Below are 14,803 nucleotides of genomic sequence, written 5' to 3'. Positions count from 1 at the left end.
AATAGGAATTTAATCAGTTTATTTAGAAATCTGGCACAAAAAAAGCCAGACAAGGTCTGACTTTGGTAGAAACAGAAAAGCGAATCACCTGTCTTCCCTGCTTATCTGGTAATAAATAAGGTCCGCAACGTAGTCTTTTCTCTCCACACCATTGGCAATGGTTTTTAGATAAGACATTCCCGCTTTTTCCATCACACGACCTGAAGCTGGGTTGAGACTAGCGTAGCGAGCTCTGACCTTTTGAAAGCCTGCTTGAGTAAAACAAAAGTCTAACACAGCTTTCAAGGCCTCTGTCATCATACCTCGGCCCCAAAAGTTTTTTCCTAAAACATACCCAATTTCACAACTTAAATCTTCCTCGTGCATTTCAATGATGCTGATATCTCCTATCACATGCTCTGGGTTCTCTTTGAGACAAATGGCCCATTTGTAATAGTTGGGATTAGTATAGGATGCAACCCAATTTCGAATCGAGTTCCGAGTCACCTCGACATCAGGATGAGGATCCCAAGAGACATAGATTAGATTCTCAGCAGACGAAGCCCAATTTTGAAACATGGCTTCCGCATCACTCTCCACAAATCTTCTCAAGATTAATCGGTCTGTCTGTAACATTTGTGTACCGATTGCTTGCATAATGTTACCTCGCTTTCTAAGCTTAAGGCTCAGGGTAAAAAGACTATACTCAATAACAGCTAGAAAACAAGTTTTTCATCTAGTTATTTGACGCAGTCGCTGTCTGGTTTGAAATGCGCTTTACCAAGCTTTTTCAAACCTAGTCATCGTTGCGGGGGTGAGACAAGGAAAATCGAACACTACGAGTTACCGAATCTGCCTCGTTTTCCTGTTTCTAGACTCGTGCTAAAAAGGTCCCCCGGACCTTCTTCGCTTTCTCATTTCTAGGCTCAGGGTAAAAACCTCCACTGGAGGTTATTCTTGCTCTCGAGTTTCAAGGCAAGAAGCTAAAAAGGTCCCCCGGACCTTCTTCGCTTTCCCATTTCTAGGCTCAGGGTAAAAAGGTCCACAGGACCTTTTTACTCCCAAAAGTCATCAAATACGGTGATTGGTAGGTGGCGTTTGTGTTGGCCTTTTTGCCACCAGTTTTCAATAGTCGCTTGAGCTTCTGGACTGATGGTTTTGCCTTCTAGATAGTCATCAATTTCATTGTAAGTGACTCCAAGTGCGACTTCGTCTGCAATACCTGGTTTTTCTTCTTCTAGGTCTGCTGTTGGGATTTTTTCATAAAGTGCTGGGTCTGCACCAAGTTCCTTCAAGAGTTGTTTCCCTTGACGTTTATTGAGGCGGTAAAGAGGGAGAATGTCTGCACCACCGTCACCAAACTTAGTAAAAAAGCCTGTGATATTTTCCGCAGCATGGTCTGTTCCAATGACAGCTCCGCTATGGGCACCCGCAAGGGCATATTGGGCAATCATACGGCTACGCGCCTTGATATTTCCCTTATTAAAGTCTGAAACAGGACTTCCTGTCGCTTCGACTGCAGCTGTCATTGCATCAGCTGATTCCTTAATATTCACAACCAAGCTGACATCTGGCTGGATGAAAGCGAGGGCTTTTTGAGCATCTGCTTCATCAGCTTGCACGCCATAGGGCAGGCGGACAGCGATAAATTGATAGCTGTCATCTCCTGTCTCTGCTCGCATTTCTTCCATAGCTAATTGCGCCAAACGCCCTGCCAAGGTTGAATCCTGACCCCCAGAAATCCCTAGTACAAAGGTTTTAAGGAAGGGATGTTTTTTCAAGTATCTTTTTAAGAAGTCAATCGAACGACGAATTTCCTCCTGGGCGTCAATCACTGGCTTGACACCTAGTTGTTGGATTATGGTTTCTTGCAAACTCATTCTTCTTCTCCTTCGCCAAGGGCTTCTTTGCGCATCTTATCAATCAAGTCCATCTTATCTTGCCAAATATCACGCGCCAAGTCTACCGGGTAATGTTGCGGATTGAGAACCCGTTTATACTCATCCCATAGCTTGTCAAATTCCTTACGAGCATAGGCTTGAATCTCAGTCAAACTAGGCAGGTTGTAAACTAATGTTCCTGCTTTGAAAATATCAACCAAGAGAGGAACGGCATCAAAATTACGAACGGTCTTTTTGATGTAGGTATAAGTTGGATGGAACATCTTGATTTCTGTCATGTCACTCACATCCACACCATCATAAGTAATGTAGTCACCTTCTGACTTGCCTTTTTCACGGCTGGTAATGCGCCATACCTGCTTCTTACCTGGGGTCGATACTTTTTCAGCATTACTTGAAAGCTTGATGGTATTGCGCATCTGACCATTCTCATCTTCGATCGCAACAATCTTATAAACTGCCCCAAGAGCTGGCTGATCATAGGCTGTAATCAGCTTGGTACCCACCCCCCAGACATCAATCTTAGCGTGTTGCATTTTGAGGTTAAGGATGGTATTTTCATCGAGGTCATTAGAAGCATAGATCTTAGCCTCTGTAAAACCAGCCTCATCCAGTTGCTGACGGACTTTCTTGGAAATGTAGGCAATATCCCCAGAGTCGATACGAACGCCTTTAAAATTGATCTTATCACCCAACTCACGCGCTACCTGAATGGCAGCTGGCACACCGATTCGCAAAGTATCATAAGTATCTACTAGAAAGACACAATCACGATGGGTTGACGCATAGGCCTTAAAGGCCTCATAGTCGTTTCCATAAACCTGTACCAAGGCATGAGCATGAGTACCTAAGACAGGAATACCAAAGAGCTTCCCTGCTCGTACATTACTAGTACCATTGGCTCCACCAATCACGGCTGCGCGTGTTCCCCAGATAGCTGCATCCATTTCTTGCGCACGACGTGTCCCGAATTCCATCAAGGGTTCATCTTCAATGACTGAACGAATACGTGCTGCCTTTGTCGCTATCAAGGTTTGAAAGTTAACGATGTTTAAAAGAGCCGTTTCGACCAATTGACATTGGGCTAGAGGTCCTTCAACCTGCACAATCGGCTCATTAGCAAAAACCAAGTCCCCTTCCTGAGCAGAACGAACCGTTAGTTCTAACTTGAGATTTCGTAGGTAATCCAAGAATTCTCCATGATACCCAAGCGTCTCCAAGTAGGCAATATCGCTATCTGAAAAGCGCAAGTCTTTAAGATAATGTACAATTCTTTCCAAACCAGCAAAAACCGCATAGCCGTTATTAAACGGTTGCTGGCGGAAATAAACTTCAAAGACCGCCTTTTTATTGTGAATTCCTTGGTCAAAGTAAACTTGCATCATGTTGATCTGGTACAAGTCCGTGTGCAATGTTAAACTATCATCTGGATACATCTGTTTTCCTTCTTCCTACTTTACAAAGGCATGAACGTATTCTGCCACTTTCACACCATCCGATAAATTAGTACTATTATAACACATTTTTTCAAGATTGATAAAAACTTAACAAGCTAATTCCCACTCTCCAGTTCATCCATATCTTGCTCAAACTTTTTTTGAGCCCATTCGCCATAACTTTTAAGGCCGAGATTGGCGATAAAAACCCAAGGAAGGTAAATCAGATAAGTAATGGCCCAAGCAGACAAGTATTTAACGTTCAAAGGGTTGTGCTGATAAATTTCTATGTTGAATTGATAATTCTGCAACATCAAGAGAGACGTAATAGCGAGAGTTACCAGCAAACACCCTATAATTGTAAAATGAAAACGACTATAGTAGGTCACTCCAAGTTGTCGTGCACGATTGAAAAAGAATAAAATTCCTAATAAAAGGGTAACCAGAAGAATATCAGGATTAAAAAGAGCAGGTGCTAATATTGCCACCAAATAACTTAGCAGAATGAGCCCGATAAACACATGAAAAGACTCTGTCCCAGCTTTGTTAATCAGTTGTTCTTCTCTTTCGTCTAATAATTGATAATAAAAAAATCTATTTTTCATCTTCTTCCTCCCAAAATAATTGATCTAATGTTTTTCCTAAGCATCTGCAAATGGACTGACAGAGGGAGAGACTAGGATTATATTTCCCTGCTTCTATCAAGCCTATAGTCTGCCTAGTAACACCCACAGCTTCTGCCAAATCCCCTTGTGTTAAATCACGCTCTACCCGAGCTAATTTTAATTTTAAATTTTTAGCCACTAGCGTCCTCCTTCAAAATTTTAAAAAGTTGCGCCTCTTTTAAAAACATTATACCATATATCTAACTTAATGCAATATATAAATGTCATTTTGTAATATTTTATTAACAAAAAAACTCTCTATCATCTTACATGATAAAGAGTATTCGTTCTTTTTTGATACTTAGCTAAGTTCCTCTCCAAAAGAAAGAAGTCTAGGTCACAAATCCTTTTGGTAATAAAATCTTTGCCCTGTGTAGGGATAGTCTTGCAAGGTAAAGACTTCCTTGTAGCCATGGCTTATATAAAAATCTGGCGCTTGAAACTGGTAAGTATTGACAAAAGCAAAACGACAGTTTCGTTTCTTAGCTTCACTTTCAGCTCGCTGCAATAGTTTCGAACCGATTCCTTGTCCCCGTAATTCCTCTTTCACAAACAAATATTCGATTTCCAGCCAATTTCCGAAAGTCTCAGCTACTAAGCCCGCCATGAGATTGCCCTTTTCGTCTTCGAGATAAAGATTCAGTGGCTCGCTCTCAACCTCTTCTCTTTTGGAACGATTATAAGCACGAATCAAATCCCCTATTTCTTGCGCTTTAAGCGATTCCTTATTTTCCAATCTAACGTGCATTCAAACCTCCTAATAAACTGCTACAACTTGATTATAGTCATATTTCAATAAACTGTCAAACTAGCAAAAACTCACCAAACAGAGTTGATGAGTTCATGATTTATTTTCTAAATTTCCACTGACTATAAATCCCAAAAACAAAGATCCAGATAGCAGAACCAACTGCCCCCATGAAAGTGGACTCTTGCAAAAAGAGAGTCACAAAAACAAAGACAAAAAAGAGAATGGTTAGGGGATTAAGCAAGCGATACTGAGGCATGAGGTAGCCATCAGCCATGAAATCTTGTGACTTGCGGTATTTGAGATGGGCCACCATTATCAAGATATAAATCGCGATGTAAACACCTGATGAGGATGCGGTGATCAAAGCAAAGGCATCTGAAACACCTGGTAGCACATTGATAAAGGCAGCGAGAGCAATCAAGATTGCTGAGGCAATGATGGCATTTTGTGGAACATTGTGACGAGAAAGGGTATCGACCTTGATGGCCTTTAAGAAACGATTTGGCGAATCATGGGCAATCTGATATAAGTGTCTCCCTGTTGAGTAGAGAGTTGAGTTAAGCGCAGACGCTGCTGAGGTCAAGACAACAAAGTTGATTAGAGCCGCTGCCCACTTGATCCCTGCCAGTTCAAAAACCGTTACAAATGGAGAATCTGAAGAATTAAGATAAGACCAAGGAATAATGGCCATAATCGCAATGAGAGCTCCCCCATAGAAGAAGATAATTCTGAGAGGAATTTCCTTAACAGCTTTAGGTAAGACCTGACGAGGGTTCTTTGTTTCAGAAGTTGTCACCCCGATAAACTCAATCATCAGATAGGCAAAAAATACCATTTGAAAGGCCATGACAAAGTTCATAACTCCGTTTGGAAAAAGAGAGAACTGGTCGCTGATATTTGCCAAACTTGCAACACCATGCGGTGTCTTAAAGCCTGTCAAAACCATAAAAATCCCAGTGGCAATCATGGCTAAAATCGCCACAATCTTGACCATAGCAAACCAAAACTCGACTTCTCCAAAAAGCTTAACTGCAATCAGGTTGACCAAAGCCAAAATCGTTAAAAAGACAAGCTGAATCATCCAGCTAGGCCATGTGGGAAACCAGAAGCGGACATAGTCTGAGATGGCAGTGATTTCTGCCATACCGATAAAGACAACTGACAGCCAATAAGACCAAACTGAGAAATATCCCCAGCCTTTCCCCAAATGACGGGTGATAAAGTTGATAAAGGTATGTTGTTCTGGATCCTGATACAGCATCTCTCCAACAGCCCTCATCATCAAAAACATAAAGGCTCCTGTAATCATGTAAATCAGAATGATCGAAGGTCCAGTAAGGCTGATAGAGCGACCAGCACCTAGGAAAAGTCCTGTTCCGATTGTTCCCGCAATGGCCATCACCTGAACATGGCGATTGGTTAATCCACGCTCCATTTTGTTTTTCTTCTTATTTTCACTCATATAGTCTCCTTTTTATCCAAAAAACCAAAAAGGAGTTGAGCAAGGCAAAACCTTCACTACTCCTTTTTCATCCTATTTAGGCTGTTTTCTCAACCTTTAAGATTTTGACATCATAGCTACCAACTGGTGTTTCAATCGTTGCAGTATCGCCAGTCTTCTTGCCAATTAGAGCACGGCCAATCGGACTTTCATTTGAGACTTTACCAGCAAAAGCATCTGCACCTGCAGAACCGACGATGATGTAGACCTCTTCTTCGTCTTCACCGACTTCTTGGATTGTTACTGTTTTACCGATTGCTACCTCATCTTGGGCAACTGCATCGCTATTAACAATTTCAGCATAACGAATCTTTGTTTCTAGACTTGAAATTTGACCTTCAACAAAAGCTTGTTCATCTTTCGCTGCTTCATACTCACTATTTTCTGAAAGGTCTCCATAGGAACGAGCAATCTTGATACGCTCTACGACTTCGGGACGACGGACGAGTTTCAACTCCTCTAATTCTTTTTCTAGTTTTTCCTTTTCTTCAAGGGTCATTGGGTAAGTTTTTTCTGCCATTTTTTTAACTTTCTTTTCTATTTACTTTTTTAAAACAAAATTATGTGGAAAACCACATAATTTTAGTTTGAACTACTTGCTTGAGGTAACTTGCTATTGATATGCTCTGCAACGTTTTGATCATGTTCTTCTTTTGTTGTTGCAAAGTATACTTTACCATCTTCAACATTGGCTACAAAGTACAAGTACTCACTCTTTGTCTGGTTTACACTTGCTTCAATCGCATCCGAACTTGGGCTATCAACCGGTCCAGGCATGAGGCCAAGATGTGTGTAAACATTGTATGGTGAATCAATCGTTGTATCAATTCCAGCGTCATCTGCTAAACTAATCTTTTGACCAAGTTTTCCTTGAGCATATAGGATAGCGATATTACTTTGAAGTGGCATACCGGCATTCAAGCGGTTATAGAAGACACCTGCGATTTTCTTGCGGTCTTCGGTCTTAGCTCCTTCTTTTTCGACAAGAGAAGCAATGCTGAGCAATTCATTAACTGTCAGATTCTTTTCTTTGATCGTAGCGTAATATGGTGACATAGCCTTATCCATAGCAGCCACCATCTCATCAATCAAACTTTCAACAGTTGTACTGTCTTTGATTGTATAGGTCGCTGGGAAAAGGTAGCCTTCAAGACGATAACGAACGCCACTATCTTTTGTTGGAAGACTTCCAAGTAGGTTTGGATACTTGGCTACTAATTGTGAGATAAAGGTCTCATCTTGAGCTTTTGCCAAGAAAGCATCCGCAGTAAGAGGTTCTTTAAATTCACCTTGAAGTTGTCCTACTGTTTGAGCGATTTGCTCTAATGTATAGCCTTCTGGAATGGTCAAGTTTGAAAGAACAGGTGCCTGAGCTTCAGGAGTCCCACCTTTTTGCAATTCTTGAATCAACTCATCCGTACTCATACTCTTCTTCAAGTTATAATAACCTGACTTCAAGTTGGCATGGCTATAGTATTTAGCATAAAGACTAAAGATAAGTCCATGTTTAACCAGACCAGATTTTTCCAAGGTGCTTCCAATTTCTTGAACGTTTGCTCCGTCTGGGATTTGAACCGTTACATAGTCCTTAGAGCTCGCATCAACAGGTTTCAAAGAATCTTGAACGTAACCATAACCAAAGTAACCACCGACTGCAACGAGTACTAGGAGAACTAGAACTGTTACTAGGCAACCTTTGGCTTTTGATTTTTTCTTTTTCTTAGTTGATGTTGCACCTTGACGACGACTACGACGTGGAGCATCAGCTAATCCACTGGTAGATTCTGTAGAAACAGGCTCAACTCTTTCAGGCATTCCTGGGGTGATTTCCTCTTTCTTATCTTCTGTTTTATAGGTTACGGCTACCTTAGTCGGAGTATCGTTAAATTCTTTTTCTTCGGGTTTAAGCTCAACTGGTTCTACCTTAGGTTGAACAGTTTCCACTACAGGTTCTTCAGCCAGATGAATCGGCTCTACTAGAGGTTCGTCAGATTCTACAACTTCAATCTTATCGATGATTGGCTGTCTAATCTCTTTCTCTTCTTGTCCATCCGTTTCATCAGTTCTAGCACTTGAAAGTGGAGGAACACTTGGTGCATTTTTTAGGATTTTATCGACAACAGATAGGGAATCAGCCATCAACTCCTCTGTTGATGTTTCTGGTTCAAGATCTGAAGGAGTTGCTGAACTAGCTTGAGATGATGAAGCCGTCAGATTTGGAATCTCTACTTCTTTCTCTCTTCTATCTTGTTCTTTTACTCTTTCTAAATCACGTAGAATCTGCTCTTTAAAGCTTAATTTTTCTTCTTCTCTTGATTTTTCAGTCAAAAGCATTACCTCCTTGTTGACAATCCCTAATATTATATCTTAAAAGTCGTAGAAAAGCAACCAACTAGGGCATTCCCTAGCTAGTTTTATTGATTTTCAGGCTGCCAGACCATATCATACCATGTTTCCCCAGCAAAGTTTGACTGGGATATTCCTTCATTAACAAAGCCGTGCTTTTCATAATAGGCGATAAGGTAATCATGACATGTCAGATTAATGCCCTCTCGCTCATGTTCTAAAGCGACTTCTTTCAAAGCCCTTAATAGTCTTTTCCCCACTCCCAAAGCTTGTGCTTCCTTGGCAATAGATAGGCAAGTCACAGAAATATAACCTCCAGGTTGATGGCTATAGTCTTTTATTTCTTCTGTAAATGACTGATCATGTAGATGGCGGTGTGGGACGACTGGACCTTCGATATAACCAAGAATACGACCCTCTTTTTCAGCTACGAGAAAACTGGTCTGAATTTCCTGCAAATGCGCCTCAAAGACCGAACGAGGAATGGCTTCCTCCAGTGAAAAATTCTCCAGCTCTATCTCTATAATCCGATCTAAATCCGAAAATCTTGCTTGTCTGATTTTCATATTTCCTCCTGATAAAAAGGATTCTCCCAAATCAGATACCATTCAGAGCCACTGCCATAATGACTCTCGGTCACTTCTTCTTCAACAAAGCCATTCATTTCAAAATATGATAGTAGTTCATCAGGACTCTGCAAAAGAATACCTTGATAATCTAGTTCGACTGTCACCTGTTTCAAGGCTGCAAGAAGAAGAGTTCCCAGCCCCTGTCCCCAATGGTCAGGATGAATAGTCAAGGATTTTACTTCTATCCATTTGGGATGAATAGACTGAGCTTCTCCCAAAACATAGCCCAAGAGCTGATTTTCATCCCCAGCTACAAGAAAGGTACCCGCAGTCTTGCGGATACTCTCTTCTAAGGATTGGAGGCTAAGTGACTCTTCTGATGAAGGATTGGCTTCTTCAATCGCCAACATTTCTTCTAAATCTGATAAGGTAGCTTGCCTTATAGTGATTGGAATTTCCATCTGTTTTCCTTATTGGACGTTGCTTGTCAAGTTAGACAAGAGACGTTCAAATGAATATTCATAGGTTTGGATGTCTCCTGCACCCATAAAGACGTAAACAGCATTGTCATGGTCTAGGAGTGGAGAGACATTTTCAACAGTGATAACCTGGTGTTTCTTGTTGATTTTATTGGCTAAGTCTTCTACTTTGACATCACCATGGTCCACTTCACGGGCTGATCCATAGATTTGCGCTAGGTAGACGGCGTCTGCTTGATTCAAAGCATGGGCAAATTCGTCCAACAAGGCAATGGTTCTTGTAAAGGTATGCGGTTGGAAGATTGCCACGATTTCCTTGCTTGGATATTTCTGACGAGCCGCATCCAAGGTTGCAATGATTTCTGTTGGATGGTGGGCAAAGTCATCAATAATCACTGTATCATTGACGATTTTTTCAGTGAAACGACGCTTAACACCGGCAAATGTTTTCAAGTGTTCACGCACTAAGTTCAAATCAAAACCTGCTGTGTAAAGCAATCCGATAACAGCTGTCGCATTCATGATATTGTGACGACCAAAGGTTGGAATGTGGAATTGACCCAATTCTTGACCACGGAAGTGAACGGTGAATGTTGATCCAGTCGTAGAACGAAGGAGATCACTAGCTACAAAGTCATTGTCCTCAGCTTCAAATCCATAGTAATAGATTGGCGCATTGGCTGTGATCTTACGCAACTCAGGATCTTCACCGTATACAAACAAACCTTTGGTAATTTGTTTGGCATAGTCGTTAAAGGCATTGAAAACGTCCTCTAGACTTGTAAAGTAGTCTGGATGGTCAAAGTCAATGTTGGTGATGATAGAGTATTCTGGGTGGTAAGGCATGAAATGGCGCTCATATTCGTCTGATTCAAAGACAAAATATTTGGCATTGGCTGAGCCGCGACCTGTCCCATCACCAATCAAGAAGCTGGTGTCTGTGATGTGAGACAAAACGTGAGACAGCATCCCAGTCGTTGATGTCTTACCATGCGCTCCTGCAACCCCCATGCTGACAAAGTCACGCATAAAGCTACCGAGGAATTCATGGTAACGTTTGTAGCTGATACCATTTTGATCTGCATAGGCGATTTCAACGTTGTTATCTGGACGGAAGGCATTCCCCGCGATAATCTCCACATCACCTTGTAGGTTCTTTTCATCAAAAGGAAGAATCGCAATCCCTGCCTGCTCTAGTCCACGTTGAGTAAAGTAATATTTTTCAACGTCTGAACCTTGAACCTTGTGTCCCATTTGGTGCAACATCAAGGCTAGGGCACTCATCCCTGATCCCTTGATTCCAATAAAATGATATGTTTTTGACATGCTTTTCTCCCCTACTCAGTAATTCTTGTCAGATTCAACTCTTGGGCAACCTGACGTTCCTGTTCTGTTTGCTTATTCTTTTTATTATAGATTTGACTCTTCTTTAGAAAATCATAGTTGTTCTTTTTGGCTTTTTCCGTTTGGGTTTTCGGAGTTGGATTCGCCACTTGGCCAACATTCTCAGCTAAGATATAGTGAGACTGGCTCAAGTTTTTACTAAATTTGGCAAACTCACCTGGATTTTCCTTTTGAAATGGTGCTGTTGGTTGGTTTCCTTGACGAACAAGTGTTGAACCATTGTGTCGTCTAGTATGACTAACATCCTGAGTCAAATACTTGGCTGAACGTTTCTTTTTCAAGTCCGCACGCGCCTCTTCTCGAGCCAATTCAGCATAGGTTTTTTCAACTTTTTTGGGTTCTGAGCTCGGTTTTGACTCCTTATTAACCACTGAAGAAACTACGGTTTCTTCTTCATTGATAGGAGACCATTCCAAATAGTTCTTATCGCGGTAATCACCTTTGATATTGCTAATAAAGTCTGACTCATCGTACAAGTCCATGACTGGCATTTTGGTCAGCATGATTTCATCATCTGACACCAATGGAAATCGATCTTGTTTCATTTTGTATTTCCTTTCAACACTTCATTATAGCGTATTGTCTTGATTTTTCAAGTGCTGGCTTCAGAAATTCCCAAAATTTCACGAATTTCTGCCAGACTGAGGCTCGCACGCGACTCTGTACCATCTAAAACTTGGGAAACCAAATGCTTTTTCTGTTCTTGAAGTTCTTGAATTTTTTCTTCAATGGTTCCTTTCGTAATCAAGCGATAAACCTCTACCTTCTGCTCCTGTCCCATACGATGGGCACGTCCGATAGCTTGGGCTTCAACCGCAGGATTCCACCAGAGGTCCACTAGGATGACGGTATCAGCACCCGTTAGATTGAGACCAACACCACCCGCCTTAAGGGAGATGAGAAAGGCATCTCTCTCCCCTTGGTTAAAGGCCTTGGTCATCTCCTGTCTGTCTTGAGCTGGAGTTGAACCTGTGATTTTGAAGGAAGTCAAGCCCAAGTCTGGGAGTTCTTGCTCGATTTTTTCCAACATTCCTTTGAACTGGGAGAAAATCAAGACCCGATGCCCACCATCAGCCACTTGTAGCAATAAATCTCGGAGACTATCGAGTTTACCACTGGCTCCCTGGTAATCGTCCATGAAGAGGGCTGGCGTATCGCAGATCTGGCGCAATCGCATGAGGCCAGATAAAATTTCTACCCGGCTTCTCTGGAATTCTTGATCGGTCACTTGCGCTAGGCGGTCTCGCATCTGTTGCAACTGGGCGAGATAGATGGCCTTCTGTTGGTCTTCCAGTTCATTTTTATAGACGACTTCGATCAGGTCAGGTAGTTCTGTAAGAACTTCTTCTTTCTTACGCCTCATGACGAAAGGCTTGATAAACTGCGCGACTCGGTCAGCCGGTAATTTCATAAACTCCTTTTTACTTGGTAAGAGCCCCGGAAGCACAATTTGGAAGATAGACCACAACTCTCCTAAATGATTTTCGATGGGTGTACCTGACAAAGCAAAAACTGCTGGCACCACAAACTGGCGCAATCTCTGAGCAATCTTGGTTTGGGCATTTTTCATGACCTGAGCTTCATCTAAGAAGAGAAAATCAAAAGCCATCTCTTGATAAAGCTCGCTGTCTTGACGAAAGGTTGCATAGCTAGTCACATAGATTTGGTGATTTTCAGAAAGAATTGCTTCTCGATTCGCTTTCAAACCATGAACGACAGCCAAATCCAACTGTGGGGCAAATTTCCTAAATTCATCTGCCCAATTGTAGATCAAACCTGACGGAGCCAAAATCAAGACCCGACCATCTTCTGTCACCTGACTAGTCAAAAAAGCAATAGTTTGCAGTGTTTTTCCCAGTCCCATATCATCGGCTAGGATGCCACCAAAGCCATAGTGATGAAGCATCTGGAGCCAACGAACACCCTTTTCCTGATAGTCTCTCAAACTCGCCTGCACCCGTATATCTCCCAAAGGAAAATCCTCTGGATGAGTCAAATCATGAGCTAAATGCTGAAATTCTTCCGAGAAAGAGATCCTGTTTCGACCTTCAAAAAGCTGAGAAAGGCTATAAGCCAGAGATTTTCGCGCTTGGAAAGAACCATCTTTTAGCTCAACCCCCAGTTCCTGCAAATTTTGACGAATCTGCTTGGTTTCCTCATCAAAAAAGTACACTTGATCAGAAGAGCTGATATAGAAATCCTGATTGCTGGTCAGGGCTTTAAGAGCTTGATCAATCTCTTCTTGGGCAATCCCTTGGAAATCAAATTGAATTTCCAACAGTCCTCCCTTGGACTCAATCTGAACCTGAGGAGCTTGGACGCTGTAGAGCTGATTCATCTCATCAGACAAGAAAACCTGACCCAACTTCTCAAAAGCTGGAATCGTATGGTGAAAGAAAGAATAAACCACTTCTGGCTTCAAAGCCTGTCTCCAAGACTGAAAATCAGCCTCAAAACCAGCCCCTAAACAGACTTGAAATAGCTGGTTTTCCAAGACGGCATCGCTTGAAAATGGTAATTGTTCCAGCTGTTGACGACTAGTTACCTTAACATCTCCATAGTCAAACTGAATATTCAAGCGGATGCGGCCGTCATCCTCCCTATCAAAGTAAAAGATTGGTGAAAAGGGTCTGATTTGCAAGCGCTCAGGAGCAGAAACTGTGCCCAGCTGTCCAAACAAAGGCTGACAGGCAGCCAGACGGTCACGATCACTGTTGTCAAACTGGAGGCATTTTCTCCCTCTTTCCTCCTGAGGAAGCTCCTTGATTTCCTTTAGGAGGCTGATTTGTTTAGGATTTAAGAGATAAAGATTCCCCTTACGAAAGAGAACCGCTCCCCCATAGAATACGTTGATTCGCTCACTTTCAGAAATCTCCATCTCAAAATAATCGGGATACTCCTGCACTGAAAAAGAGAACAGTTCTGCATCGGGATCTAAATCATGAAAGAGAAGATTTTCATAACTAGTAATCTGGTGCTCAAAATGAAAATCCTCCAAGTTCATCAGCAACTCCACTCCCTGCTCAAAAAAGGTCAGAGGGAAAAAGAGGTGACGACCTTGATTGGGGAAAAAGAGCTCTTGACTCAGTCCCTCCTCAATCAAGCCACATAAAAAAGTAAGAACTTCTTGACTAGCTGTATCAAAAGCATCCCAAGACAAGTCATTTTCATAGTGCTTCCCAATCATATATGGCTTTCGATGGACCAAGACCTTCAAAAAGAGAGGGATGTCACGAATGACATAATATTTTAGACTATCAACTAAACCGATTCGGAGTGTCCAAAGGAGACGATTGGTCCCAGCTTCCACCTGACCTTGAGCCGACAAAGTGTAGATTTTTTCTCGCTTCTTAGGTTGGATCCGCTCCAAAAAACTACCGCCAAAACTAACCTTGGTTTCGACCTCTTCTTGCTCTTCATGTCCTTTTTCTAAGGCTTGTAAAATCACCTGGCCTTCTTCATCATTCTTCAGATAATGCTCGAGCGCTGCGAGGTGAACACAGTAACCTCTTTTTTGGAAAAAATCGCAAGCACAAAAAACCAGATCATCCTCTAAACTGTAGCGCAAGTCTTCTCCCGCCACACGAGTATAGAGGCGATTCCCTTTTTCCTTGATAATCTCAATGTTGCCTGTTTCATAGAGTGTAACCCCCTCCATGCGCAACTTTCCCGGAATCAATTTAGCCATAGTTACCCCTTTATCTTATCTTTTTATTATACCACATTTTCCCCTACGAAAATAGCCTTCTAGGAAGACTTTCCTCCTAGAAGG

14 protein-coding genes are annotated in these 14,803 nt (G+C 41.9%); all 14 read right to left on the bottom strand.

Annotation, left to right across the window (positions count from 1 at the left end; genetic code table 11):
* Positions 1-84: 84 nt before the first annotated feature.
* Positions 85-636 (bottom strand): GNAT family N-acetyltransferase, encoded by a 552-nt coding sequence (locus tag A6J84_RS01660; RefSeq protein ID WP_001147907.1) that lies wholly within the window; start codon positions 634-636, stop codon positions 85-87.
* Between the two features lie 398 nt (positions 637-1,034).
* Entirely contained in the window at positions 1,035-1,859 is an 825-nt protein-coding gene (gene nadE / locus A6J84_RS01655; protein WP_049477482.1) for an ammonia-dependent NAD(+) synthetase, read from the bottom strand.
* Entirely contained in the window at positions 1,856-3,316 is a 1,461-nt protein-coding gene (locus A6J84_RS01650; RefSeq protein ID WP_049477481.1) for a nicotinate phosphoribosyltransferase, read from the bottom strand. Before A6J84_RS01650 ends, nadE begins: the two co-directional genes overlap by 4 nt.
* Positions 3,317-3,432: 116 nt before the next feature.
* Positions 3,433-3,921, bottom strand: coding sequence for a DUF6773 family protein (locus A6J84_RS01645; protein WP_000797147.1), 489 nt, complete (start codon positions 3,919-3,921; stop codon positions 3,433-3,435).
* Positions 3,911-4,120, bottom strand: coding sequence for a helix-turn-helix transcriptional regulator (locus A6J84_RS01640; RefSeq protein ID WP_001107502.1), 210 nt, complete (start codon positions 4,118-4,120; stop codon positions 3,911-3,913). Before A6J84_RS01640 ends, A6J84_RS01645 begins: the two co-directional genes overlap by 11 nt.
* Positions 4,121-4,318: 198 nt before the next feature.
* Positions 4,319-4,729, bottom strand: a complete 411-nt coding sequence (locus A6J84_RS01635; protein ID WP_000558479.1) for a GNAT family N-acetyltransferase — start codon at positions 4,727-4,729, stop codon at positions 4,319-4,321.
* Between the two features lie 100 nt (positions 4,730-4,829).
* Entirely contained in the window at positions 4,830-6,194 is a 1,365-nt protein-coding gene (locus tag A6J84_RS01630; protein WP_001293565.1) for an amino acid permease, read from the bottom strand.
* Between the two features lie 76 nt (positions 6,195-6,270).
* The gene (greA, locus tag A6J84_RS01625; protein WP_000818765.1) at positions 6,271-6,753 is read right to left on the bottom strand and encodes a transcription elongation factor GreA; all 483 of its coding nucleotides are present in this window, start codon (positions 6,751-6,753) and stop codon (positions 6,271-6,273) included.
* 62 nt (positions 6,754-6,815) lie between these two features.
* Positions 6,816-8,567 (bottom strand): endolytic transglycosylase MltG, encoded by a 1,752-nt coding sequence (mltG, locus tag A6J84_RS01620; RefSeq protein ID WP_000927563.1) that lies wholly within the window; start codon positions 8,565-8,567, stop codon positions 6,816-6,818.
* Between the two features lie 80 nt (positions 8,568-8,647).
* On the bottom strand, positions 8,648-9,145 hold the full coding sequence (locus A6J84_RS01615) for a GNAT family N-acetyltransferase (protein WP_000702418.1): 498 nt from the start codon (positions 9,143-9,145) through the stop codon (positions 8,648-8,650).
* Positions 9,142-9,609 (bottom strand): GNAT family N-acetyltransferase, encoded by a 468-nt coding sequence (locus A6J84_RS01610; RefSeq protein WP_000405310.1) that lies wholly within the window; start codon positions 9,607-9,609, stop codon positions 9,142-9,144. Before A6J84_RS01610 ends, A6J84_RS01615 begins: the two co-directional genes overlap by 4 nt.
* 9 nt (positions 9,610-9,618) lie before the next feature.
* A complete protein-coding gene (gene murC / locus A6J84_RS01605; protein WP_049477480.1) occupies positions 9,619-10,953 on the bottom strand; it encodes a UDP-N-acetylmuramate--L-alanine ligase in 1,335 nt (444 codons plus the stop codon).
* 11 nt (positions 10,954-10,964) lie between these two features.
* Entirely contained in the window at positions 10,965-11,576 is a 612-nt protein-coding gene (locus A6J84_RS01600) for a hypothetical protein (protein ID WP_049477479.1), read from the bottom strand.
* A gap of 47 nt (positions 11,577-11,623) precedes the next feature.
* Positions 11,624-14,719 carry a DEAD/DEAH box helicase gene (locus A6J84_RS01595; protein WP_095725898.1) on the bottom strand — a complete coding sequence of 1,032 codons (3,096 nt, stop codon included), beginning with the start codon at positions 14,717-14,719 and terminating at the stop codon, positions 11,624-11,626.
* Positions 14,720-14,803 lie beyond the last annotated feature (84 nt).

Origin of the sequence: Streptococcus sp. FDAARGOS_256 (genome assembly GCF_002289235.2) — a bacterium.
Classification (GTDB): domain Bacteria; phylum Bacillota; class Bacilli; order Lactobacillales; family Streptococcaceae; genus Streptococcus.
The sequence above is the reverse complement of the archived record's forward strand: the minus strand, read 5'-3'. Positions and strand labels throughout refer to the sequence as shown.

Bases quoted from the DNA above. Each gene is read 5' to 3' on its own strand.
- A6J84_RS01600 (WP_049477479.1), bottom strand. From the start codon at position 11,576: ATGAAACAAGATCGATTTCCATTGGTGTCAGATGATGAAATCATGCTG.
- A6J84_RS01595 (WP_095725898.1), bottom strand. From the start codon at position 14,719: ATGGCTAAATTGATTCCGGGAAAGTTGCGCATGGAGGGGGTTACACTC.
- greA (WP_000818765.1), bottom strand. From the start codon at position 6,753: ATGGCAGAAAAAACTTACCCAATGACCCTTGAAGAAAAGGAAAAACTA.
- A6J84_RS01635 (WP_000558479.1), bottom strand. From the start codon at position 4,729: ATGCACGTTAGATTGGAAAATAAGGAATCGCTTAAAGCGCAAGAAATA.
- A6J84_RS01610 (WP_000405310.1), bottom strand. From the start codon at position 9,609: ATGGAAATTCCAATCACTATAAGGCAAGCTACCTTATCAGATTTAGAA.
- murC (WP_049477480.1), bottom strand. From the start codon at position 10,953: ATGTCAAAAACATATCATTTTATTGGAATCAAGGGATCAGGGATGAGT.
- nadE (WP_049477482.1), bottom strand. From the start codon at position 1,859: ATGAGTTTGCAAGAAACCATAATCCAACAACTAGGTGTCAAGCCAGTG.
- mltG (WP_000927563.1), bottom strand. From the start codon at position 8,567: ATGCTTTTGACTGAAAAATCAAGAGAAGAAGAAAAATTAAGCTTTAAA.
- A6J84_RS01645 (WP_000797147.1), bottom strand. From the start codon at position 3,921: ATGAAAAATAGATTTTTTTATTATCAATTATTAGACGAAAGAGAAGAA.
- A6J84_RS01630 (WP_001293565.1), bottom strand. From the start codon at position 6,194: ATGAGTGAAAATAAGAAGAAAAACAAAATGGAGCGTGGATTAACCAAT.
- A6J84_RS01660 (WP_001147907.1), bottom strand. From the start codon at position 636: ATGCAAGCAATCGGTACACAAATGTTACAGACAGACCGATTAATCTTG.
- A6J84_RS01650 (WP_049477481.1), bottom strand. From the start codon at position 3,316: ATGTATCCAGATGATAGTTTAACATTGCACACGGACTTGTACCAGATC.
- A6J84_RS01615 (WP_000702418.1), bottom strand. From the start codon at position 9,145: ATGAAAATCAGACAAGCAAGATTTTCGGATTTAGATCGGATTATAGAG.